We start from the raw sequence: 23,857 nt of genomic DNA on the forward strand, positions 1-23,857 counted from the left end.
CAGAAAATGGAATGTGAGATGGAAAAGACAGAAATCAAAGACCCAAAGCCCTATAATCCCAAAGGCGGCAGGCCACCTAAAAAAGTAAAAAGGCAGAGCCAGCTGATGGTTAGGCTGACAGAAACCGAGCGTTTCTTGATTGAAGAGAAAGCGAGGGATGCAGGCATGAAACCAAGCGCCTGGCTGCGGCAATCGGCTAAGAAAGCGAAAGTTTTAGCCAGGTTAAAACCTGATGACCTTAAATATCTCAGGACACTTACAGGCACGGCCAACAACCTAAACCAGCTCACGCACCTTGCACATAAGGAAGGCCTGACATTCATCCGGCAATCCTGCAAGGAGCTGCTTTTACAAATCGATTTGATCCTGAAAAAGCTAAGCAGAGGTGATCGGTAAGGTAACAATTGGTAGCAGTTTTGGTGGCGTGATCAGGTATGCTATGGAAAAGCAGGATGCAATTTTGCTATTGGCGGAAGGTGTGAGAACAGGTGAAGTACAGGCTATGATCCAAGATTTTAACATGCAAAGGAACGTAAGCCCGGACTTAACAAAAGCTGTCGGGCATATCTCGCTGAGCTGGAGTAAGGAAGATGCCGCTAGACTATCGCCTGAGATTATGAGGCAGCGTGCATTGGAATACATGGAAAAGATGAAGATCACCGGAACGCAGTTTATTCTGGTTGAGCATCGGGAGAAAAATCAACCGCATCTGCATATTATCTACAACCGGGTGGATAACGAAGGCAAGACGATCACAGACCGGTTTCAAAAAGAAAGGAACCGCAAGATCTGCAAGAAGATCACGCTCAGATACGGATATCATTTGGGTAAGGGCAAACAGCAAGTTAACCGGCAGCAGTTGAAAGGGGCAGACAAAGTCAGATATGAATTATATGATTCAATCAAATTGGCAAGTGCTAACGCTGTCAGTTGGAATGAGTTGACCGCAACGCTGGAAAGACAAGGCATCGTGACAACTTTCAAATACAAATCGGGCACAAGTGAGATCCAAGGTGTCAGCTTCGCCAAAGACGATCTGCAATTTAAAGGATCAAAGATCGATCGTAGTTTAAGCTTTGGCAAACTGGATGCGTTGATCCGGCAGAACCATAAATTGGCGATGGTGCAGCAGTTTCGAAAGCAGCCAGGATATGTGCCCAACCACCCAGAAGGAAGATTTCGGGCAGCAACCCTCTCACAGCAGATCCCGGACGATCGAATACTTGATGACTTGCTCCGACCAGTTCAGCAATATGACCAGCAGAGTTCGAATCCATCAAAAAAGAAGAAACGTAAAAAATACTTAGGACAAAGCTTATGAAAAAGATAGAAGAACAACTCGAATCGATTGAAGAAGTGCTATCACGTGTGATCAGGAAAAACGCATCTATTGAGAGTCTGATCCAAACGGCAATTGAATCTCAAAACACGATGGTTGCCGATACAATGATTGAATTGAAAAACGATTTCAAATCCAATTCGTCAGCTCAACAGTTGGAAGCTGACTTTTCTGAAATCAAGCAAGCAGTAGAAAGTATCCCAAAAATATCACAGGTGAGGCACCACCATCATTTTGACCTTCGCTCGAAAGGTTTTATTATTTCGGCAGCATCCCTATTGCTCACAACGGCTATAAGCGTTGCAGTGGCTTTTAGCAATTACAGCGAAAGCAGTAGACTCAGAGAAGCCGATCTCAAATTCCGCATTGCCCGGCAGCTCAGTCCGGCGCTTACGGCGAGAGTTGATAGTATTTACTATGAAGATCCTGAGCGGGCGGAACTTGAAACGCAGAAGCGCGAGGCGCATGAGCTAACAGTCAAAGAAGCCGAAGAAGTTTTGAGACAGAGGAAAGATGAGGCGAGGCAAGCGAGGGAGTTGCTTAATAAGCTTAAAAGGGATTGATTTTGACTTTTGCTGAGGGATAATCGTATTCATTGATTTAAAAGCGTGAATTCTGTAACAAAAGTTTATGAAATTGCTATTGGATACTTAGTTAACCTTTGTACTTGACTTGCTCATAAAAAAAGGGAGCTGAATAAAGGTGGATTGCTTACTTCTTTATCGAATAGCTCCAATTCTTACCTGAAATATTTTCCGTTTAGCGTCCCGCTTTAGTAAACATAGTTAATATATACACGTGTGAGTTAGATGCTTCTGCAATCTGTTCCATTTTGGAACAGATTGCAGAAGCTGCAAGGGAAAGAAGGGGAAAAGCAGCTAAGCGTCATTGACGGTATATAGTTGTTGTGGGTATAGAAGTATCCGACATTGAAGATTTGTCGAAAAAATTCGTGTAGCGTTTGTTGTTGAAGGTAACTATGTGCTAAGTTCTGGTAATCGGCTCCAGCGCGGAGGCAAAGATGGTTACACGCTTATTTTCAAGCAGAACACTGAAATAAAGGTAAAGCGTTTTGCGAGTATGGATTTGCTTACCACGGATCTTAGATAGATTCACCCGCAAAAAAAATGAGTGTATCTTGAATAGCCTATGAGAAAGTAAACTGATCTCAGAGCAGAAAAAACGATGGCTCATTTTCCTTTCTTTTTTTGTGATGCACACATGTCCATTTTTGTTCTCCCAATTGATTTACTTCTCAGCGGGTTCAAAAGCTCAATGTTATGCTAAAACATATAGTTTGTAGCTGGTAGAGTAAATATCTATGACTGAATAGCCGGCTTTTGGCAGTAACTGCAGATCTTCGGCCGTGATCTAAAGGCTTTGAGCACGAATTTGCCCACTGATGGGCACAGGCGTTAACTCGATTAAGTATGTATGCAGCCATTATTGACTAAACCTCATACTTGACTGCTCACTCGATTCAATTTCGTCGTCAGACGACGTCGCTCCTATTCTAATTACTGAGGTCTTGCAGTTTACAATAGTTTTGGGTGGTCTGATCCTAGCTTTCTATACAGGTAGTTTTCTAAGTCAATACTATTGTATCGGCTGATATACTTAGTACCATTATGCCCAAGTCAGAATGTTTCGGCCGCGTGGAATGCCAAAACGGATTTTCAAATCCATTCAAACATTTTACAAGTAATCCCCTGGCTCTTTCCAAAATTATCTAGAAATTCGCTTCCAAGTCTTGCACGTCAAACTTTGTGTTGTGGTAAACTCAAAATACTGCATTTCGTTGGTATGTACAACTTTATTCTTCCTTAAAGGCTTTGTAATTTAATCGCACACAGGCATAAGCATATGTTCCCATATGCTTCCTCTAAACAATACGACCTACGCAATGCGTAATTTGTATTGAAAGTCTGGCAATCAGAAACTTAACAGCAATTTTTGGACGCATTGGTCATCATGTAGCTTGCTTGACAACTTGACTTTTGATCTCTTAGCTTTTGTGTCAGACAGGCAAAGCCATAAAATTTATCCGTTCATAGAAGAAAACTGTTCCCAACATGGGTGTTGCAATATTTGGAGGACATACAAAGCATTGTACATTTGTTTTTTCAATAAAGGCACTGGTGTTGGTCGGTCTGAAGCTCAATGAGTGCCCAACATCGCAAAGCTCCTAAACATTAGCTACAATTTTTTAAATGCCCTTAACATATGACACTTTGTTTAGCTTGGAAAAATAATGAAAATTTAAGCCTAATGTCGGACTCAAGGCTTACAGGACCTAATGGTATTGTTACAGACAACGCAAACAAAGTATTCACAATAATCGTAACGGTTTCAAAGAATAAAGATGTTGTGTTTGAATCTACCTACGGAATGTGTTTTGCAGGTAGCTATTTGAATGGAAGTAATCTAGCAAACACAATTTCTGAATTAACCTCTAACATTAAAATATATAGTGACGAAATAATCAACTTTGACAAAATATCTGAAATATCATTTATTTTATATGAACACATTTCTAAGCACTTAGTTGGGATAAATAGAGAACGAGGAGTTTCAGAAGTTTTTTTCACAGGTGTTTGCCCAGAAACAGGTGAAATTAACTTGTCTAAATTTTATTCGCAAATAGGTCAAGAGGGAATTTTAGAGTTTAAAAGAGAAGATATTAAATTGGAAAATAACCAGTTAATATATCTTGGGGACGCTAGTGCAATTGAAATGGCAGAAAAACTTAAAATGAAAATAAAGTATCCGTATACTGAGTTTCATTTGCTTGATGAAATCATCAAAGATGAAAATATCTCGACGGTAGGTGGATGTATTCAATATGGCTGTATTGTTGCAGATAAATTTAGAACTTATGGTATAGTTGATCACGAACTATATATGCCGCAAGATGAAACCGAAACACACAAAGAATATTTCAAAGTTATAGATAAATTCAATTTTAGGTCTATACCATTCAACTGGGAAGATTCAAAACTGAGTAAATTGAAAATTCATCTAGGTAAAGTATTCATGGCTCCATTTATTGATAGAAAAAAAAGTGTACAAGAAGAATCGGATAAGCAAAATAAACTTAAAGATGAAAAGTGAAAATACAGCCAATAGGGGTTTGACCTTATAGCTTTTCTCCGCTGCTCCTGCCTAAGTTAGTTTGCAACTGCCACGTCATTTTTAAAGTATAAGTCTTAAGTCGACTGCTGCTACAATTCTTTTGTTCTTGTCAGCATTAACAAGTGTGAATGCTGACACCCTCTCACTAAATTGCACCACCCCTGAAGAAATGCAAAAGCACTCTCTCGATCTAGGTTTTACCAAATATAAGCAAAAGTGGAAAAATGTTAACAACTATCATAGAACGGTATCTGCTGAGCATAGATCAAGCGACATTTCAAAAGATGATGAATCATCTTTTATTCCTCGAGGGATATAAGTTCATCTCTTCTCCGGGATCAGTAGTAGGTAAGAATAAAACGAGTAAAGGAGCTCCTGACAGCGTCTTCGCTGAAAGTGAGGGCTTATTTGTTTTTTGTGAAATGACTACACAAGAGAAGCTCGCTATTGGCGAGACATTCCAGAAGAAATTACGAAACGACATTCTTCACTGTTTCAATTTTGGCGAAACTAGCATTGCAAATGAGCACATTGCAAAAGTCATACTAGCATTCAATCAAAAGATTGAGGCGGATGAAATTCAGGAACTCAATAATCTAGTCAAGAAATATAATTCACTTTCAGAACTAGTCATATACTCGATTCAAGAGATTCCTTTCCGCTTACTGTATTATCCGGGTCTTGCAGACAAATACATTCCTGGTGTAAAAACGACCCAGGGGACATTTTATACGTTGCCTGATTTTCTAGCAATTTCTGAACGCGGCATTCAACCTGCCTTGACTAATCCATTTGTTGCAAGAGAGGCCGAGATTCAAGAGGCGCTTGCCATGCTTACATCTAGTGACTTACTCGTATTAAAAGGAGGGCAAGGCGTAGGCAAGTCGAAATTTGCCATTCATTTGGCAGAACATCTGGAAAAAGAGCAGGAATACGAAATAAGGGTCATAGATAGTAGTCCAGTACCCATTTGGGACGATCTTCAAACCTTTCTTCTACCTGAACACAAATATGTATTGATTTTTGACGATGCAAATAAGGCACTTCCCAATCTAGATTATCTTGTGCAGTTCGTTAAACGCAAGCAAATTGGGTCAATAAAAATCCTAGTCACGGTTCGGGATTATGTTAGCTACCAGCTAGAAAAAAGCTTGATAAACCTTTCTCATCAAACCATTAGTTTGTTCCCTCAAAATGAATCTGACTTAAGAAAAATAATAGACAAGCTTATACCAGACCGCATTTATATCAGTGAAGAGGTGATCGATCGTATCTTGTCGATTTCAAAGGGCAATACCAGAATTGCAATAATGGCAATTACGTCCATCCTGCAAAAAATGGACGTTGGAATTCTGAGTGACATTTTCTCACTTTACGATCAATATTTCAAAAATGTCAGACTAGATATATCAACATTTGAACAATCGACAAAGCTTCAAACTTTAGGCATTCTGTCATTCTTTGGAATACTCGATAAAAATGATGAGTCGACGAGGCAAATTTTGGAAACAAAGTTTAATCTAAGCTGGAAAGAGTTGTGGGAAAATCTACTAGACCTTGAAAGATCTGAAATGGTCGATATTTTTAATCGAGAGACTGCAAAAGTAAGTGATCAAGTTTTAGCTGTTTATGCAATGTATAAAACATTTGTCGATAGCCATACCGCTTCAATTAGGTACTCGACATGGACATGTGAATTTTTGGAAAGGTTTTCATACAAGGTAGACAGAACGATCCACGACATTATTAACACATTTGGATATGAAGAACTTAAACCCTCTCTCGAAGGCGAAATTTTAAAAATGCAACAAGTTGTGGAGTTTCGGAATGGTGATCTACATAAATTCTTTGATATTTTTTGGTTTTATCGAGAGATCGACACACTGCATTTTGTGAAGCGCTGGATAGATAATTTGCCAGATGACACCATTTCATCTGAAGCAATAAAGTACGACTATGAGGCAAACGAATTTATGTCGGCACCAGCATACATTAGCCTTCTGATAAAGTTCTGGCGGACAGATACACAATATACGTCGCAAGCGATTGACTTAGGTATCAAGCTAGTACACAAACACCCTTCGAGAATACCGGAGACGCTTAAATTTCTCGTAGAACATACCTCCTTCAAACGCTACGATTATAAAAGGGAGTATGTAAGACAGTTTTCGCTTTTCAAATGTTTGAGCAAACCTGTTTCTGGGCGAGGTCAAAAGGAGATAAGTGATGGTATATTCTTGTCCGCTGCACGGTCTTTTTTGGAAGGTGAATATCGAGAAAACGAAGGAGGACCAGGAGGGCATTTTGTTATCTACACTTTTAAGCCTGTTAAAACAGATAAGCTTATTGAGCTCCGTGTCCTGATCCTTGTACGCCTATTCTCATTATTTAATCATTACTCTGCTAAGGTACTTAACATGCTAAATGAATATCTACGAACCCTAAAGCATTTTGATGAGAATATTTCAGATAAGGAAAAGTCATTAGTTGATGAATTTATTGATACAAATTTTTCCATCGACGAATACTCTCACTGTGCATTAGCGATTACTTACAAAAACGTTCTAACGAGACATAGCAAACCTGTAGGTAACAGATTCAGTAAATTTGAAGAATCTGAGATATTTATATTTGCAAACGAATTTAAATCACTAATAAGGGATTCGAATCTACCTGCTTTGAGACGATATGACATATTGAAGGAAACGATAAAGAAAAGAACAGAAGGCGCAGGCTTCGAATTAGTTGAAAGTATAATCCAAAATTTTCATAAGATATGTGAGTCATCAAACATACTCAGTGATAATAACCACTGGGTAAATTCAGGGATCTATTACCTATTTGACGTGCTAGCAGAAACACAGCCACCTTCTTATTATCGTTCATTACACTTGATGCTGACTAATTCATTCTCATTTGAAATTGAATATGGTAGATTGATATCATATCCTCTGATATTGAAATTACTACCTCATGATCAAATATTTAAATTGATAGATAACCGAAAGTATATTCGCAGGGATCAAATGATACTTTCTTACTACAATTTCATTGATGAAAACAACATTAACGAATTGTTACTAATCAGCTATATAGATTTTCTGTCTAGCACAACCGAGAAATTATATTTTTATAGTTTTGAAAATTTAGAACGTTTCGACAAACTTTATAAATCTACATCATTGCTTTCTGACAAAAATTTGGCAACAAACCCCAATATTGTGACTTATGTTGTCGAGCATCTATTGATTAAATTAGAGAAAGAGAACTTAGTATTTGAAGGTCAGATCTGCGAATTCAGTACTAAATATTTTTCGGATAGGCCAGATCTTTTACAAGAAATATTTTACTATCAACAAGATCACTATCCACACTATGATCATAGTGGAAACGAGGTTAGAGCATTAATGTCAATTGATAACCGATTTATAATTAAGCTGTTAGATAGGCTATCTCGGAAGGAGTTACAGAATAGCTATTGGCTTAGTGACTTGGATCTAAGCTTCGTTTGGAGCGAGCCTGATTATATACAAATTGTAGATTCTGCAATAGAATTGATAATGAAAAAGTATCCGTTAAGCTTAAACTTTGAAGGAGAGGCAGGGATTTTTTTCAGAATAGACAACAATATCGAAGAGCTAACTAATCGGGTTGAAGGATTTATAAGCCTATTTATAAACAAAAATCATAAGTCACGAAAACATATCAGATTGATCTTTAATGTAATCGCGTACCAATTCAGAAACAAGTTGCCACATTATTTGAAAGAGTTTCTTACATTAAATAAGGAACCCAAATTTTTAGAGGTGTCCTGGTTAGAAATTAACGGAGTGTTCTCCGGTAGCCGGGTACCGAGGATTGAGGCGCACATTATATTTCTTAAATCACTCATTGAGTTGGTTAAAGGACTCTCTGATCCACTTGACTATTTTGAATACATCCGAGAATGGGAGCGTGAGATTGAATATTCAAAGCGAGATAAGTTGCGGCATATGAGAAGTGATTTTGTTGAAAGAGGTGAGTGATATTGCTCCCATATCTCATGTGTAGACCTTTTGGATTCAGCTGTTGAAGGAATACCGATGTCAGTCATCATCAATCATTGGTCTAGTAAACATTGCCTATCGCGTTTATGATTATCAATGATAATAATCAGTGGCTCCAACTCATGTGCTAGCTGTAAGTTCGCATTAGATAGGTAGGCGATGAGATGGATGTAAAATTTGAAAATAACTGCTTGATATTACGAGTAGAAGCATGGAAGTATTTTATGAGCGTAGAGGAAATCGATGATCAGCCGGATGTCAGAGGCCAGAAAACTCCCCTTGCCAGCCCCTTGGACTGGGAAGAAAGCAACGGACACCAAGGTTACTGAGCTGACTGACTGTTATGCTTTCTGCCGGAAGAATTCAGCGTAGATAAAAACAACCGATTAGGAGACACTGGTATAGGCAATGTCGACCCGCACCTGGCTGATCAAGGCAATTGCCTGCGCGCTGAAAAAAATGCTTGAGTCAAAAGTCGAAGGCGAATGTTACAGCTTTAAGGCTCGTGCAAACGGTTGGCTCGCGATAACGCAATTGATGCTGCGGCAACTATATACCACTTGGGACAAGAGGACAACAAAAGGCGAGTGCCCTAAAAGTGAGCTTTTGGAAGAAGGTGAAAAATCCCTTAGCGTCAATACGCTTAGACCTTCTCATGGTCGGGACACACATCTTTAAATCAAAGAGCGGATCAACCTCCTAATAGTCTTTGCGGTTTTGCGCTGAACTCCTAGGATACGGTCAGTACCGGGGTTGGATATTACAATTTAAGGATTATTATCAATCAATAGAAGTGCTCTATTAAAAGCGTAGATACGAGATAGTCGCCACTCCCTTGTCATGGGCGCTGTTAGGCGTTTAAGTGTCTTAGAATTGAAATTCAATAAAAATAACAAACTTGCTATTTTACGGATATGCCTCCAAATAAGCTTGTATAACCTTTTTGTATTCTTCCGCAGATTTCAGCTTTTTAGGATCTTCCGCTGAAAACTCAAATAATCTATCCTGCACTTCGTCGTGCAGATAAAATAGCATCGAGTTAAATTTTGAATAGATTTTAATCGTAGTGATACCCATTGCCACCCATCCAAGATGTGCAATATAGAGGTCAGGATTAAACTTCTCAATCTCCCGGATAAAGTGATTACCGTGTAGTGCCATAGCTTTTTATGGCATTATAGCAGTTTCGACGCCTAGAAGGGACAAGAAATGAATAAGCGGCAGGATTGACTTATTCTCCGGTTAGTAGCGAGATTAGTAAATATTTATTCTGCATTGTTAGAGATATCCTCTTTTTGGCGTAAATCTGCAAGAGCCATAAAGTTAAATGAAGGCAGAATAAGAGGCCTATATCCAGAGTTGAGTGTGAGATTTGAAATAAACGCTCTGAGATATGGGAAGGCAATAGCAGGCGCGTTTATTGTAATAAAGGTAGACTCCTTGAATTCGTCATCAATAATAGAATCAGTTTGAAAGTGCGCAGTCGCTTCTACCTTGATTTCAATATCCTTATCCGGGGCACCAAAAAACACGTTGAACTTAATTGCAAAATCATGATGCGAGTCTGTTGGAAATGCTACTCCATATCGAAGATTTGCTTCCAGATCGTCAGTAACATTTTCTTCAACCGTTTTTGATTCCAGAGATAAATTAGTTATCTGAAATAGCTTCAATACTATCTTAGGAGCCATAAATTAAGCAGCGAAAGAATAAATCATAGATACCTCAAATTCGCTACTCTTTGTTTTAAGTTCTGGCTTACTTCTAACTACTGTTTCACTTTTTACCCAAACATGGGCTCCCATAGACAACTTACGAAGTACCTCTCTCTGATAATCATACTCTACCCAAGCAGACAGACTATCAGTATCGAATTTAACCAATTCATTGGTAAATTTTTCGCTAAGTTCTTTATAATTAAGCATCTGGCTGTTCTACGTTTTCTAAATGGATCGCAAAATTACGAATTCTTTTTGTATTAAACATTACTATTTGAATCCTCTTTTTATAATACAGTTCAGGTATCAAAGAATACACCCTGTTCGGATTTCTACCGGGGTTGGTTGGCTTGTCATCAAAAATTATACCCTCAACTCCTATCTGAGGCCAAATATTATCTGATAAAAAACGATTGACCTGCTCAAGGGATACGTTCATTCCACTCGTTTGGAAATGATTTATGGTCTCTTCTATTTTTTCTTTATAGAAAAAGTATCCTTCTTCGTCAAAGACGGAATTTACGCATGTAGATGTGTCTAAATGTGCAATGTATACGTCATATGAGCCTGTATTTCTGATTTTGAAGTCTAACCCCCAGTAATGAGCAAATTCTATTTCTGTCCAAAAATAAAATCCTATTCCTAGCCATGCATTTTTAGCAATACATTTTACTGGCTTTTCCAAGGGTTGCGACATCGGTCGAAATTCCTGCGTATGGTAGCCAACTATATGAGGCACGCTATCAATTATTCTACGCTCCACTAACGCTTATTAAGAACAATAATTATATAAAAGGTTAAAGAGTAACACCGAGTTGAGCTCTACTCGTTCCATTTTAAAAATCAGGAAAGTTGTCGAATAAAGTTACTTAACGGTTGTTTTGTTGGAAGCGGATTTGTTCAATTTGCTTTTTTGGGGCTTGATCGCAGCAGCAATCATACCTTCGAAGGTTCCCTTTACGGCAACCTTCGTTTCGTATTTATCCGCTCGCTTCTTTGGCTCTTTTTCTTTTGCCATAGCTTATCAAAGCCGCCACGGAAGGGACGCCATACCAATTAACTTAACTACTGAGTTCATTACGTTTGTATTCATAATCGTTATTTTAGTTTTGTTTAGCTCCTCAATCGCACTCACAACTACTCCTAATATAACCCCCGGTAGCAGATCAAAACCCAAGATGCTGCAAAACGCCAAAATCTTCAAGTGCCGTTGCACTTACCATTGTTTTTACAATCCAACCTAAAAAATAGTTCACAAAAAAAGAGGCGTTGAGCCTCTTTTTCAAATACCAGTAAGCAGTGGTTTAATAACAATTTAGCCTTCTAATTGAAGCCTTTGGGTAACTGATAGTAAAAAGGCCTTCCAAAAAAGAGAATTACAAATAATAGAATAATCAAAGGGAGAGTCAGATAGCGTTAGCAAAAGCCAGTTGTGATGCTCCTTAAGCAAATCTTCTTCCGGACCGCTTAGCTTGAAATCCAAATTGTCAATAATTTTTGAGAAAACGAAGGTAAATGCGACAGTCAATGCTAGCTGAGCATTTAATGCAATATTCATTGCAATTTGTGAGCATTTGATAGGCTGCATATAATTTATTGAAATTTCTAAGCCAGAAGCCACCTTAGAAATATGCAAGTTAGTCCCTTCTGCATGTACATCATGCAATCCAGTCAGCAACATCTGGTACGTTTTTAGGACCTCTTCAACAATGTTGTCGCTGATTTCAAATTCGTAACCGTCACTTAACAATTTTTCTTTGAAGGAATCTATTGCATCTTTTAACTCCTGTCTGCGTTTTTCAATATTTCTTAACATTAAAACAGGGGGGAGTTAGTCGTCAGTGCGAAAGGGAGCTAAATTTTTGTCAAAGACGTTAGTTAACACGCCCTTTACAAGTTTGTCGGCGCGGTCTTTATCTAAAAAGTCTACGGTTGATAAATCGACTTCTTTATTTTTAATCTTACCGAAGATAGCCAGCCTTTCAGGAGAGATTTCTCTAAAAGATTGTTTTATTTCCATTATTCTGAGATTAGCCTTATGTGGTGATTGCATTTGATGGTACAAATCTATGCCAATAGTTGAAATATAACTATCTAGTAATTAAAAAGTTCAACGTATTTCCACAAATTTCTACATTACAGTAGCCTCTTATATAGTTTCATCTATTATAACACCATCTTCATAGTTTAAGTTTATAAAATAGCATCTTTTGAAGTAGGATCACTAACAAGACCATCACAATTAGTAGGAGCACAAAAGAGGTGCTTAGTCTCTCTGAAATTTGTCATAAATCTAGTTTGTAAACCAAACACGATACAAAGCAACTGTGTTTCTTAGGTCTCTCGCCCAAAATTCCCCAGTGTCACTTCTGAAAAGTGCTTCCGGCTCGTAGTTGCCATTTGACCCGTTTTCATTTGTCGCTACAAATTCACTTACCTCTAGAACATTGCCGTTACCATCCGAGGCTCGGTATAATTGTCCTATATACTTTCTTGCTTCTGCAATTAGTTGATCTGATTCTTGCTTTGTCATAAAATGTGTTTTAGAGATTAGCCTATCTGAATATTCTTCCAAAAATCCTTTCTCTCACTTCCTCCATCTCATAGGAATGTAGAAAGGAAAGCAAAGAATAAAAACGATCCAGCTTACGATCTTGTTCTTCATGATTCTACACCTAACTATTTATAAATAATCCTTCGTCCTCCGGTCTTGCCAAGTAAGCGGAAAGGAAAAAATAAAATCCTCCCAGTCCAATGAAGTATCTCTCTCATAATAATTTAATTTTTAGGCAAGCTACTGAAAATCAAGCGTTCTGTCAAGTTTGTCCCAACTCATATAGTTGCCGATGCTGCTATTAATAAAGCGAATTTGGCTCCACACATGCAAAAGGATGTCAGGGCAATTTTTTAAGGCTAGATGGAGGTCGATTATAACGACGACGAAGACATTGACGATTGAAAACCTGCCTGGAGTGGACAAGATCAAAGCCTCTGCAGGCACCGAGGAAGTCAAGTATTTCGTCGCAGCTACTGCCAATGGTGGGGGTGGTGGCAGAAAACAACCATCGTGGTGCGTGTAATAACAACAAAGAAAAACCGTGGTCGAAAGAAGGGTTCAAGTCAACAAAACAGGCAGAAAACTACAATCAGACGCAACAAAAGCAGCGCAATTTGGGGCTACTGCCGGAAAATAGAGAAAGCCCCTTTCGGGGCTTGTTATTATGGCTTGCTTGTCGGTGTTGGAGTCGGTCTAGGCGTTGGTGTAGGCGTCGGTGCGGGATTTGGTCTAGGAGTCGGCGTGGGCGTGGGCCTTGGCGTGGGTGTGGGTTCATTACTTCCCATCGTAGTTGAATGACGAAAATGATTCATAATTATTTTAATGTTTAAAGATTACTAACTGCTTTATTAGAATATTATCGTAATATACATCGTGCGGGAATTCTTATTACTGTTGCATAAAAGATTTCTGTAATTATCAATGTCATGATGTTCTGGATAGGGATGATCGCTGATATTACTACGAAGCAGGATGCTCCTAGAAAAGATCCAAATTTACGTCGCTCTGATTGGGTAGCGGGATATGAGCCATTCATTAAGCATTTTATCCTTTAGATGTTCTAAATGTACATCAGTCCTCTTTCGGACATCTCGCAGTTTCCTGTGCATGTTTCCGAATATATCACTCAACAACTCTGAAAACAAACACTTTTATCTAGACGGTATTTTGACGATCCCACCCACTTTTTAGTAAAAGCTTAATTATTACCACTACAACATCTAGATTAGTTATATAGGTACGCTCTCAAGTCAAATTATTCGTCTGCTGCCCTAATTTCATACTAGTTACGACTCATGCATAAGTCCGGTATTTATCTGTTCTCCGAGTGATGTTCACTCTCTGCCATTGAAATCCGTTTACTAATATACGATTTAGCTGCTTCAACACTTTAATCTGAATCATTAGGGTATCACAAGACCTGCCCAGTTTCATATCTCACATTGACCACAGTCCATAGCATCGCGGGTGATAATTTTAACCGCACATGCTGTTGGGTTTTTACATCTTCGTTTTACCGAAATGCCGACACGACGTCACGGAATAATTGATCAAACCAGTTTTTTGACTTATTCGACACTTCTCATAAATTGTTGCAATCCATTGCAAATTAATGTCAAAGCTATTTCAGTGTAATACAGCTTGTTGTATAACTGGCGTTATGTTAAAACAGTGTGCGACTCAGCCTCTGCGAGATAAGCACCTTCTTCTGCTCCAATTATTATAATATTTTTCCGGAATCTACACACGCTGATTTTCAGAAATGCCTGCTAACAAAGGTTGATGGCGAAATTATTGTTAGCCCGTCGACTATGAAGGAGGAGCTTTGTTAGCAAAGTGTTTGCATTGATTTTGTCGTTTGTAGTTAACAATGATCTTCCTGTTAACAGGAATGTGCGGACTTATATCGCGGCCAAAGAGCTAAATAATTAGAAAAAATATAACCGCGAGCTCAATCAAAACCAACAAAAACTCAATGTTAGTGGTAAAAAATGTTCGACCTATGTTCGACCTAAAAAAAATGCAACTTACAATTTGACTTGTAAGTTGCTGATAATCAATGTCGGGATGACAAGATTCGAACTTGCGACCCCTAGCACCCCATGCTAGTGCGCTACCGGGCTGCGCTACATCCCGAGATTATTGCAGACCAAGGTCTTGCAAATGTCTTTTGATTCCTCTTTTCTTAATCTTACTTTCTAATTGTACTGCAGTAGAGCGGTCCGCGCATTCAAAAGTATGTACTAATTTCCAAGGAATTCCTTTGGCGGTAAAATTGACACGCCCCTCATTATGCCTTCTCAGCCTACTATCCAGATCCTGAGTCTGTCCTACATAAAACTTACCTAGCGAATCGCTAAACAAAACATATACAACAAAGCTCATTTCCAATAGTGTGTTTGCGCCCCTCCCGCTGCAAGCGGGATGCGCTACCGGGCTGCGCTACATCCCGAAATGAGACTGAGCTGACTCAGATCCCGAACTCTTTGGGGTTGCAAATCTAGGAATTTTTGGAATACTGCCTATTCCAATTTGAAAAAAATTGAAACAGGCAGTAAATCTTTTATTTGCTAAATGGTTTCGTTCTGCCAATTTGGGTTCACGACCTCTTGCTTCCCTTTTCTGAACCACTTATCCCGCACACGCTCGTTTACATAATACATGCACGGAACCATGATCAATGTAAGTATCGTCGAGAATGTTAGTCCGAAGATGATGGTCCAGGCGAGAATGTTCCAGAAAATGGAGCTCGGGCCGCCGACAATGAGGTGCGGTTCGAGGTTTCTGAAAAGTCCTACGAAATCGACTGTTATACCCAATGCAAGCGGAACAAGACCGAGTACGGCTGCCGATGCTGTCAGCAATACAGGCGTTAACCTGATTGCTCCGCCTTCAATGATGGCTTCGCGCATCGGGTAACCCCGCCCGCGGAGCTCTTCTATAAACTCGATCAGCAGGATCCCGTTTTTCACCACAATCCCAGCCAGTGCAATGATCCCCACACCGGACATGATCACAGAGAAATCCTTTTTGAAGATGATAAAGCCGAGCAATACACCGATCAGTGATAACAGGATAGTGAAGAAGATAATGAATGGCTTCACAACCGAGTTGAACTGCGTGGCGAGGATCAGGTAAATCAGCAGGATCGCGGCACCAAATGCGGTTCCGAGGAACGCCATGGATTCGTTTTGCTCTTCCTGTTCACCACCCATTTTGATAATATAACCATTCGGAACTTCCATATCCTCAATCAATGCCTGAATTTGTCCCACGATTTCGTTGGCATTGTAACCCGGCAAAACGTCCGAGCCTAATGTTACGATCCGGCTTTGGTCCTGGCGGTTGATCTGGCTGAATGTTGTGGAATAATGAATGTTAGCCACCGACGTGATTGGAACCTGGCGCAATGCACCGCCCATATTCATGTCGCGGTAAACCACGTTCAGGCTCAAAAGCTTCTCAATTTGCTCGCGATCGTCTTTTTCAAGCCTTACCATGATCGGATATTCGTCCTTATCGTCGCGGAATTTGGAAACTTCCAGACCGAAAAGTGCGGTGCGGACGGCTAGGGCGATTTGCTGCGAACTAATGCCTTCGCGCTGAGCTTTTTCACGGTCGATGTCGATGACGATCTCTGGCTTGTTCGTTACCAAATCCGAACGCAGCTGGTCAATCCCTTCAATGCCCGATTGCTGTACTTTTTGCAAAACACTTTTTTCAAGCTTTTGAAGCACTTCAAAATCATCACCCGAAATTTCAATCGAAATCGGCTTACCCGTCGGTGGTCCGACAGCTTCGCGTTCTACCGAGATTTCTGCTCCCGGGATGCCTTTCACTGCTTCACGTATCTTGCGTAAAATGGCTTCTGATGAACGTCCGCCGCGTTCCGTTCCATAAACGAATGCTACGGTAACTTTCGATTTGTGCGGGGTTGCGGCGCGGTCTGGGTTGTAAGGGTCACCGGCGTTTTTACCCACGTTGGCAATTACCGAGTTCACCATATCCATGGCTTTTTCTTTTTCCAAAACATCAAAAACCTTCTTTTCAATGATCTTGGTCACAGAATCCGTCACACGCGCATCAGTGCCTATTGGCATTTTATTGTACACATACACATAATCCGGGTCACCGCTTGGGAAGAAAAGTACTTTGGGCTGCACAATGCCGGTCAGGACAAATGTGAAGATCAAAAGTCCGAATACAACTGCAATCGCGACAACCGGTCTCCATCCGCGCAACAGCCAGTCGATCAGCTTACGATAGTTGTTTTTCAAAGCTGGTAATAAGCGGTCCTGGAATGGAACAAGGATTCTTGGTGTCAGAATATAATGATTGAAAATCCAAAGGATCAGGATAAATACGAAGAAGTTACCCACACCGCGATCGATCAGATAACCGATGATGGCTGCCACTGCCAGGATAATCAATGGCCGACGGATTCCCTTGAAGCTGGTGTCATGCGCTTCCTTCTCATCATCATGGCGGCCCATGAACGAAACGGCGAAAACCGGGTTCATTACATAAGCCACAAACAGCGACGCTCCGAGCGTAATAATGAGCGTCAGCGGCATGAATTTCATGAATTCCCCGACTATGCCGGTCCAGAAAAGCAGCGGGAAGAATGGCGCAATGGTCGTTAATGTTCCGGAAAGTACGGGAATAAACACTTCACCCGCCGCCGCTTTTACTGCCTGCTGGATTGTCCAGTCTTTATGGTTGTTGAACAAGCGGTGCGTGTTTTCAATAACCACGATCGCATCATCCACCACAAGCCCGATCCCTAGCAGGAAGGCGAAAAGAACGATTGTATTCAATGTAAATTCGGTTCCTACCAGCGGCCCGATGATCGGCATCATTACAAAGGCAACCAATGCAGAAAGCGGTACGGAAAGTCCCACGAAAATCGCGTCACGTACACCCATGAAAAACATAAGCACCATTACCACGAAGATAAATCCAAGCACAACCGTGTTGATAAGGTCATGCAGATCAGCGCGCGTCTGAATGGATTGATCGGCTGTGATTTTTACATCCAATCCCGGAGGGAAGCGGTTTTCTTTAAAGTCGGCAATTACATTTTCAATTTTGTCGGCAGCGTCCACGAGGTTTTCACCGGAGCGTTTGATAACGTTCAACGTAATTACCGTTTTGTTGGCCAAACGTGCAAAATCCTGCTGTTCTTCAAAGTTGTCGGAAACCTCAGCTACGTCGCCCAGTCGAACGGTTGCGCCGGTTGCGGTGCGGATGCGAATGTTCGCCATATCCGCCACATTGGTATATTCCCCTTTTACACGAAGCGTCCTGCGCACACCCTGAACATTCAGTTCACCACCCGAAACGTTGATATTTTCACTCTGAATGGCACTTTGCACGTCGAAGAATGTCAGACCGGATGATTTCATGCGGTCCAGGTTTACATTGATCTGAATTTCACGGTTCAATGCACCCAAAATATCCACACGCGTAATTTCCGGCAATGCTTCAATTCCGTCCTGCAAATCTTCTGCGTATTGCTTCAACTGTTTCAGCGAGAAGTTACCCGCAATGTTCACGTTCATGATCGGGAACTCCGAGAAGTTCACATCCTGCGCCGTGGGGCCCGAATCCAGGTTTTGCGGCAAGTCGGTTTTAGCCTTGTCAATCGCATCCCTGACTCGCTGCAATGCGACCTCCACGGCCACATCCGGCGTAAATTCTACCAGGATTACAGAAACATCCTGCAATGCATTCGACTTGATCTTTTTAACACCATTCAGCGATTTCAGCTGCTTTTCGATGGGTTTGTTGATCGTGTTCTCAATATCCGCTGGCGCCGTTCCGAAGTAAATCGTGTTGATATAGATCTGCGGGATCTTGATATCCGGAAACTGCTCTTTGGGCAGGTTATTATAGACCATAAACCCGGCAAGCGTAATGATGAACGTAAAGATGTAAATCGTCGTCCGATTCTCTACGCACCAGTTGGTAAAGCCTAAGGTCTTATATTCTTCGAATTTCATAAATAGCTAATGTTGAATGAGATAAATAGCCCTTAATAGCTTATCGGCTGACCGTCGGAGACTTCCTGGTAACCCAATGTGATCAGCTGGTCGCCCGCGGTGAGGCCCGAAAGAATTTCAACTTTTCCGTTGTAGCTCAATCCCGTTTTCACCTCTTTTGCCTTGGCTACTTTCTTATTGCCTTCGGTTACAGCCACATATACAACATTTCCTTTTTCCGTGCTCTGAACATAATTCTGATCAATCGCCAATGCATTCTTGCTGATCGCATCATTGATCTGCACCTGCGCCATCATGTTCGGCTTAATGTCCTTGCTCGTTGGCAGATTGGCTTCAATCGTGAATGTGCGCGACAATGGGTCCACAGCCGTGCTTACGAAAGTGATCCTGGCTTTATATTCCTTTTTCAAATCCGGAAATTTCACGATCACTTCATCGCCTTTTTTCACGCTGGCAGCGTAAGTGTCAGATACTTTTGCGATTACTTTCAGATTGCTCAGATTCACAATCCTAACCACACCTACGCCCGGAGAAGCCATTTCTCCCACTTTCACATTGACCATATCTACAACACCGGCCATTGGCGACACAATGTTGGTCTGCGATAATTGTGCATTCAAAGTGCTCATCTTTCTTTCCAGAGCCTCTTTGTTGTTTTTGGCTTGCAGATATTGAATCTCCGTTCCGATCTTCTGGTCCCAAAGGTTTTTCTGCTTTTCATAGATTGTGTTGGCAAGCGACATTTGCGTTTTCAACTCCTCGATAGATTCCGTCAGAATGCTGTTGTCGATTTTACCAATAATGCCTCCGGCTTTCACGTAATCGCCTTCTTTAACATTCATAGCAACCACCACGCCACCGGATTTCGGAGTTACCAGCACATTATTTTTGGCATCAACCGTTCCCTGCAATTCTACATAATGACGGAATGTTTCAGCATTCAATGTATCAATGCTAACGGGTTTCACCTTTGCCTCGGCTGCCTTGTTCGGGTCCATTTTTGTGATCTCGATTTCCAGAGCCTTGATCTTTTTCTCAGTTTCCGAACGCTCCGCTTTCAGCTTGGCCAATTCTTCTTTTTTCCCTGCCACGCCTTCTTTCTTTTCTCCTCCGCCGCATGCTGAAAGCAGGACGGTCATGGCTGTAATAATTAAAATATGTCGTTTCATGATGTAGGTAAATAGCAGTTTCAAGTTTTGTTTCGTGTTAATGTGATGCTTATTTTTCAGTATAAAGTTCGCCTTTGGCTCTGCTCAGGTCCACTTTTGCGATCATCAGATCATACAATGCGGTGAAGTAATTGGTCTGCGCTTCTTTCAGGGAAGATTCCGCATTGATCACCTCAATGTTTGACCCAACGCCTTCTTTGTATTTGATTTTTGAAACCCTTACAATTTCCTCCGCCAGCGTCAGGTTGCGTTTCTGCGTTTCCAGGGTTGCAAATGCATTTTTAATGTTAATGCTCGCCTGGTTATTTTCCAGATCGATCGACTGTTTCAGCAGTGTCTGGCTGTTTTTGACCTTATCAATGGCGATCTTTTTCTGGTTGATCTGGTATCTTTTAGAAAAACCATCAAAAATCGGAATGTTCAGGTTCACGGTCAGCACCATGTTGTTGTACCAATTGTCGGTAAAAAGCTGCGAGAATTTATCATAACCGGCATTATATCCATATCCCACCGAAGCCGACAGGCTAGGCAGATATCCGCTCCTGACATTGCGAAGGTCCAGTCCGGCCAGTTTTTCCTGCGTGTTCAGCAATGAATATTCGATGCGGTTTTCATAATTAAGATCCGGGTTGCCAAGTTCTGCTCTCAGAGAATCCACATTAACCGCATTAATGTCGTCCGTCAGCTTAATCGGCTCATTAGCAGGCATTCCCATTTGGTATTTCAATAAAGCATAGCTAAGCTCGATCAGGTTCTGCACTTTCTGGCGCTCGGTTTGCAGGTTATTGATCTGCACTTCCAAACGGTTAACATCCAGAAGCTCCACAAATCCGCTGGCATTCATCGCTTTGGTCTCACGCATCAGTGAATCCACGCGCGAAATGTTCAGATCCAGGAGCTTGGCACGTTCCTCCGCAACTTGTGCGGAATAATAGGCCTTGGTAACCGACTCAGCCACTTGCACTTTCGAAGAAGTAGTCGATTTCTGCGCCAGCTCACGATAGGTTGCCGCGGCTTTTAGACCAATAAAATAAGAACCGTTGAAAATAAGCTGGTTCAGATTGGCAGAAGCCGAACCTTGCCACGGAATCCCGAATTCAACCGCAGCGGGAGGCGCGTCGGCAGGAGCTGTCGGATCAAACGCATTGGCAGGAAGGAAAAACCGGGGGATAATAATGTTATTGGTCACCGAAACGGCCGCACTCAACTGAGGCAATCCCGCCGCCCTGATTTCACCAATTCTTGCTTCCGCAGAAAGGGCATCCAACTGTGCATTTTTAATGTTCAAATTATGCTTGACCGCATAATCGACGGCTTGTTCCAGGGAGAAATCCTGCGCGCGGAGCGGACCGAAGGCGAGTAAAATCGCCAGCAACATCAGGCTGCGGCGTATTATTTGTTCATTTTTCATGGGTATTGATTTCAATTGCTGATCTGTCTTTTATGGTGTGGTAATATTCAAATCCTTTTTCTGATAAAATTCCTCTCAAAAAGTGGAGCAGGAACTGCATTTGGGTATGCATCATACTGAATTTTTTTTGTGGAAAAACGGTCGGGTCGAAAGCCAGCACAATTTGTTCTATGCGGAGCAACGCAAGAATATCCACATCGATATCAGGTCGGTAAAGGCCCTGCTCAATGCCACTTACGAGGTTTTCGCGGATATTTTTGAGCAGAAACTCATGCTTATACGTTTCAAATTGCTCCCATGCCTTCGGGTAATATTTTTTCAGATCATATAATAAGGCCGGGTTCATTTCAGAAAGCGTGTTCTGCATTTGCGTCGATGAATGCATGATCTGCTCGATTGGATTGGCTGCTTTTTCTTCCAGTTTCTCAATCTCACACTTCTGATCCATGATTTCTTTCTGGATTACCAATGCCAGAATGGCCTCTTTGTCGGAATAATGCTGGTAAATGGTCCGTTTTGAAATCCCCAGATCTTTGGCAATATCATCCATGGTAACGCTCTTGATTCCATAGCGCCAGAACAGACTTAGGGCTGATTTTATAATTCGCTCTTTCACAAAGCAAATTTGAAATATTAGCTCGAAATAAACTAAGAAAACTTTGAAAATGCTGAAAGTTTTCTGTCGTTCCCTATGTGCTTGCATTCAGACGGTTATAATAGCATATCAGCACTGAGAAGCTCAAAAGTAGGTCCGTATTGTCCGTTTGACCAATCAAAAACTTATTAAGCGGAAAATTTCAGGTATGAACTTGGCAAATACCCAGATAAAATGCGCCGGTGAGGGAATGATTTACATCTTGCTGATGTTTGGAAATGACACATATTCTGACCAATTTTCGGGTCTTTTGTCTTAGTTATTAACTTCCAATTCACTAATTGCTATCGCGACAAACAAATCAATGAAAAGCTACATTGACCTGATTCAGCAGACATTCGAGTTTCCTACAATGGAGTTCAATGTTGATAATAATGAGTTGCTGTTCAACAATGTACCACTGATGGATATCATCAAAGAACATGGTACGCCGTTAAAAATCAATTATTTGCCGAAAATAGGGGAGCATATCGAGAACGCAAACATGTTTTTTCGGAATGCTTTCAAAAGACATAATTATAAAGGAAGCTACACTTATTGTTATTGCACCAAATCTTCGCATTTCAGCTTCGTGCTGGAAGAGGCTTTGAAGCATAATATACATCTCGAAACTTCTTCGTCTTTTGATGTTCCCATTATCCGCGAATTGTATCGCCGGGGTAAGGTAACCAAAAACACTTACGTGCTTGCCAATGGTTACAAGCTGCCACGTTACACGCAGTATCTCAGCGAGTTGATCAACGAAGGGTTCAATGTTATCCCCATTTTGGATAACCTCAAAGAAATTGAATCATACGAACAGCAGGTTACAGCCGATACGGTCAATTTTGGGATGCGTATTGCTACGGATGAGGAGCCGAATTTTGCTTTTTATACGTCGCGTCTGGGGATCCGTTATAATGATGTGCAACAGCTTTATAAGGAAAAAATTGAACCGAATCCTCGGTTTAAGCTCAAAATGCTGCATTTCTTTATTAATACGGGGATTAAGGACAGTGCTTATTACTGGAGTGAATTAACCCGGTTTATGTTCAAATACTGCGAAATGCAGAAAATTTGTCCTGAGCTGGATTCCATCGACATTGGTGGCGGGTTGCCAATCCAGACTTCTTTGCAGGCTGGCTACGATTATCAGCAGATGATCGACGAGATCATTGAGAACATTCAGTGGATCTGCAACAAGAACAATGTGCCTGTTCCACATATTTTTACGGAATTCGGCAGTTATACTGTGGGTGAAAGCGGCGCGGTGATTTATGAAATCATTGACAAAAAGCTGCAAAACGATAAGGAGCTTTGGTATATGATCAACGGCTCGTTCATTACGCAGCTTCCCGACTCCTGGGGCATGAACCAGAAATACATCATGCTGCCAATCAATAACTGGGATAGTCCTTATCAAAAGGTCAATCTCGGTGGATTAACGTGTGATTCGCAGGATTTCTACAACAGCGAAATGCACAGCGCTGACTTGTATATGCCGATTTTTGAAGAAGATTCGGAAAAACAATACATCGGATTCTTCCATACCGGCGCTTACCAGGAATCTCTGGGAGGTTATGGCGGCATTCAGCATTGCCTGATCCCGGCCCCTAAACACGTTTTGGTGGATAAGGACGAAGATGGCAAGATTGTAACGCGCGTTTTTGCAGAAGAGCAGAACAGCGATTCGATGCTTAAAATTTTAGGCTTTAAAGAAGAATCGTTTGTGGTTCCTGAAAAGAATGTCGGAACGGAAATGCAGCCGATTGACGAAGAGGAAGAATTGGTCGAAACAAAAATCTGACCTTTGATATAAAGTTCTTTGAATGAGTTCGTTATTAGTCCA

General features: G+C 41.0%; 20 protein-coding genes and 1 tRNA gene. 7 read left to right on the plus strand and 14 right to left on the minus strand.

The features are described 5' to 3' along the window. Nucleotides 1-18: 18 nt before the first annotated feature. The 6 genes from NFI80_RS20240 (at nt 19) to NFI80_RS20265 (ending at nt 9,195) form a co-directional block, all read left to right on the plus strand. Nucleotides 19-396, plus strand: a complete 378-nt coding sequence (locus NFI80_RS20240) for a plasmid mobilization protein (protein ID WP_235166015.1) — start codon at nt 19-21, stop codon at nt 394-396. After that, nucleotides 386-1,321, plus strand: coding sequence for a relaxase/mobilization nuclease domain-containing protein (locus NFI80_RS20245; RefSeq protein ID WP_235166017.1), 936 nt, complete (start codon nt 386-388; stop codon nt 1,319-1,321). Before NFI80_RS20240 ends, NFI80_RS20245 begins: the two co-directional genes overlap by 11 nt. After that, nucleotides 1,318-1,902 (plus strand): hypothetical protein, encoded by a 585-nt coding sequence (locus NFI80_RS20250; RefSeq protein ID WP_235166019.1) that lies wholly within the window; start codon nt 1,318-1,320, stop codon nt 1,900-1,902. The genes NFI80_RS20245 and NFI80_RS20250 overlap by 4 nt, the downstream gene beginning before the upstream one ends. A 1,660-nt stretch (nt 1,903-3,562) precedes the next feature. After that, entirely contained in the window at nt 3,563-4,450 is an 888-nt protein-coding gene (locus NFI80_RS20255) for a hypothetical protein (RefSeq protein ID WP_235166021.1), read from the plus strand. 245 nt (nt 4,451-4,695) lie between these two features. Continuing rightward, the gene (locus NFI80_RS20260) at nt 4,696-8,496 is read left to right on the plus strand and encodes an nSTAND3 domain-containing NTPase (RefSeq protein WP_235166023.1); all 3,801 of its coding nucleotides are present in this window, start codon (nt 4,696-4,698) and stop codon (nt 8,494-8,496) included. 429 nt (nt 8,497-8,925) lie between these two features. Continuing rightward, nucleotides 8,926-9,195 carry a hypothetical protein gene (locus NFI80_RS20265; RefSeq protein ID WP_235166024.1) on the plus strand — a complete coding sequence of 90 codons (270 nt, stop codon included), beginning with the start codon at nt 8,926-8,928 and terminating at the stop codon, nt 9,193-9,195. Nucleotides 9,196-9,423: 228 nt separating this feature from the next. Here NFI80_RS20265 and NFI80_RS20270 read toward each other — a convergent pair whose 3' ends face one another. From NFI80_RS20270 to NFI80_RS20335, 14 genes are all read right to left on the minus strand, one after another. Beyond that, entirely contained in the window at nt 9,424-9,678 is a 255-nt protein-coding gene (locus tag NFI80_RS20270; RefSeq protein ID WP_235166026.1) for a hypothetical protein, read from the minus strand. Between the two features lie 104 nt (nt 9,679-9,782). Next, nucleotides 9,783-10,208 (minus strand): protein-export chaperone SecB, encoded by a 426-nt coding sequence (locus NFI80_RS20275; RefSeq protein WP_235166027.1) that lies wholly within the window; start codon nt 10,206-10,208, stop codon nt 9,783-9,785. Nucleotides 10,209-10,211: 3 nt separating this feature from the next. After that, complete coding sequence (locus NFI80_RS20280; protein WP_235166028.1) at nt 10,212-10,442, minus strand: hypothetical protein; 231 nt, start codon at nt 10,440-10,442, stop codon at nt 10,212-10,214. Next, complete coding sequence (locus tag NFI80_RS20285; protein WP_235166029.1) at nt 10,435-10,998, minus strand: hypothetical protein; 564 nt, start codon at nt 10,996-10,998, stop codon at nt 10,435-10,437. The genes NFI80_RS20280 and NFI80_RS20285 overlap by 8 nt, the downstream gene beginning before the upstream one ends. A gap of 102 nt (nt 10,999-11,100) precedes the next feature. Continuing rightward, on the minus strand, nt 11,101-11,253 hold the full coding sequence (locus NFI80_RS20290) for a hypothetical protein (RefSeq protein ID WP_235166030.1): 153 nt from the start codon (nt 11,251-11,253) through the stop codon (nt 11,101-11,103). Nucleotides 11,254-11,550: 297 nt separating this feature from the next. Next, a complete protein-coding gene (locus NFI80_RS20295) occupies nt 11,551-12,051 on the minus strand; it encodes a hypothetical protein (protein ID WP_235166031.1) in 501 nt (166 codons plus the stop codon). A 15-nt stretch (nt 12,052-12,066) separates the two neighbouring features. Next, nucleotides 12,067-12,255 carry a hypothetical protein gene (locus tag NFI80_RS20300; RefSeq protein WP_235166032.1) on the minus strand — a complete coding sequence of 63 codons (189 nt, stop codon included), beginning with the start codon at nt 12,253-12,255 and terminating at the stop codon, nt 12,067-12,069. A gap of 273 nt (nt 12,256-12,528) precedes the next feature. Then, on the minus strand, nt 12,529-12,768 hold the full coding sequence (locus NFI80_RS20305; RefSeq protein ID WP_235166033.1) for a hypothetical protein: 240 nt from the start codon (nt 12,766-12,768) through the stop codon (nt 12,529-12,531). Nucleotides 12,769-14,854: 2,086 nt separating this feature from the next. Continuing rightward, nucleotides 14,855-14,928 (minus strand) — tRNA-Pro (locus tag NFI80_RS20310). 3 nt (nt 14,929-14,931) lie between these two features. Continuing rightward, nucleotides 14,932-15,177 (minus strand): GIY-YIG nuclease family protein, encoded by a 246-nt coding sequence (locus NFI80_RS20315; RefSeq protein ID WP_235166035.1) that lies wholly within the window; start codon nt 15,175-15,177, stop codon nt 14,932-14,934. A gap of 185 nt (nt 15,178-15,362) precedes the next feature. Continuing rightward, nucleotides 15,363-18,794, minus strand: coding sequence for an efflux RND transporter permease subunit (locus tag NFI80_RS20320; protein ID WP_235166037.1), 3,432 nt, complete (start codon nt 18,792-18,794; stop codon nt 15,363-15,365). Nucleotides 18,795-18,826: 32 nt separating this feature from the next. Then, complete coding sequence (locus tag NFI80_RS20325; RefSeq protein WP_235166038.1) at nt 18,827-19,963, minus strand: efflux RND transporter periplasmic adaptor subunit; 1,137 nt, start codon at nt 19,961-19,963, stop codon at nt 18,827-18,829. Nucleotides 19,964-20,012: 49 nt separating this feature from the next. Continuing rightward, nucleotides 20,013-21,374 carry a TolC family protein gene (locus NFI80_RS20330; protein WP_233798968.1) on the minus strand — a complete coding sequence of 454 codons (1,362 nt, stop codon included), beginning with the start codon at nt 21,372-21,374 and terminating at the stop codon, nt 20,013-20,015. Then, complete coding sequence (locus NFI80_RS20335; protein ID WP_235166039.1) at nt 21,364-21,990, minus strand: TetR/AcrR family transcriptional regulator; 627 nt, start codon at nt 21,988-21,990, stop codon at nt 21,364-21,366. Before NFI80_RS20335 ends, NFI80_RS20330 begins: the two co-directional genes overlap by 11 nt. A gap of 343 nt (nt 21,991-22,333) precedes the next feature. On the opposite strand from NFI80_RS20335, the gene NFI80_RS20340 reads away from it, so the two are divergent. Further along, the gene (locus tag NFI80_RS20340) at nt 22,334-23,815 is read left to right on the plus strand and encodes a type III PLP-dependent enzyme domain-containing protein (RefSeq protein ID WP_026631817.1); all 1,482 of its coding nucleotides are present in this window, start codon (nt 22,334-22,336) and stop codon (nt 23,813-23,815) included. The last annotated feature ends 42 nt before the right edge of the window (nt 23,816-23,857 follow it).

It is taken from the genome of Dyadobacter chenhuakuii (assembly GCF_023821985.2).
GTDB classification, from domain to species: Bacteria; Bacteroidota; Bacteroidia; order Cytophagales; family Spirosomataceae; genus Dyadobacter; species Dyadobacter chenhuakuii.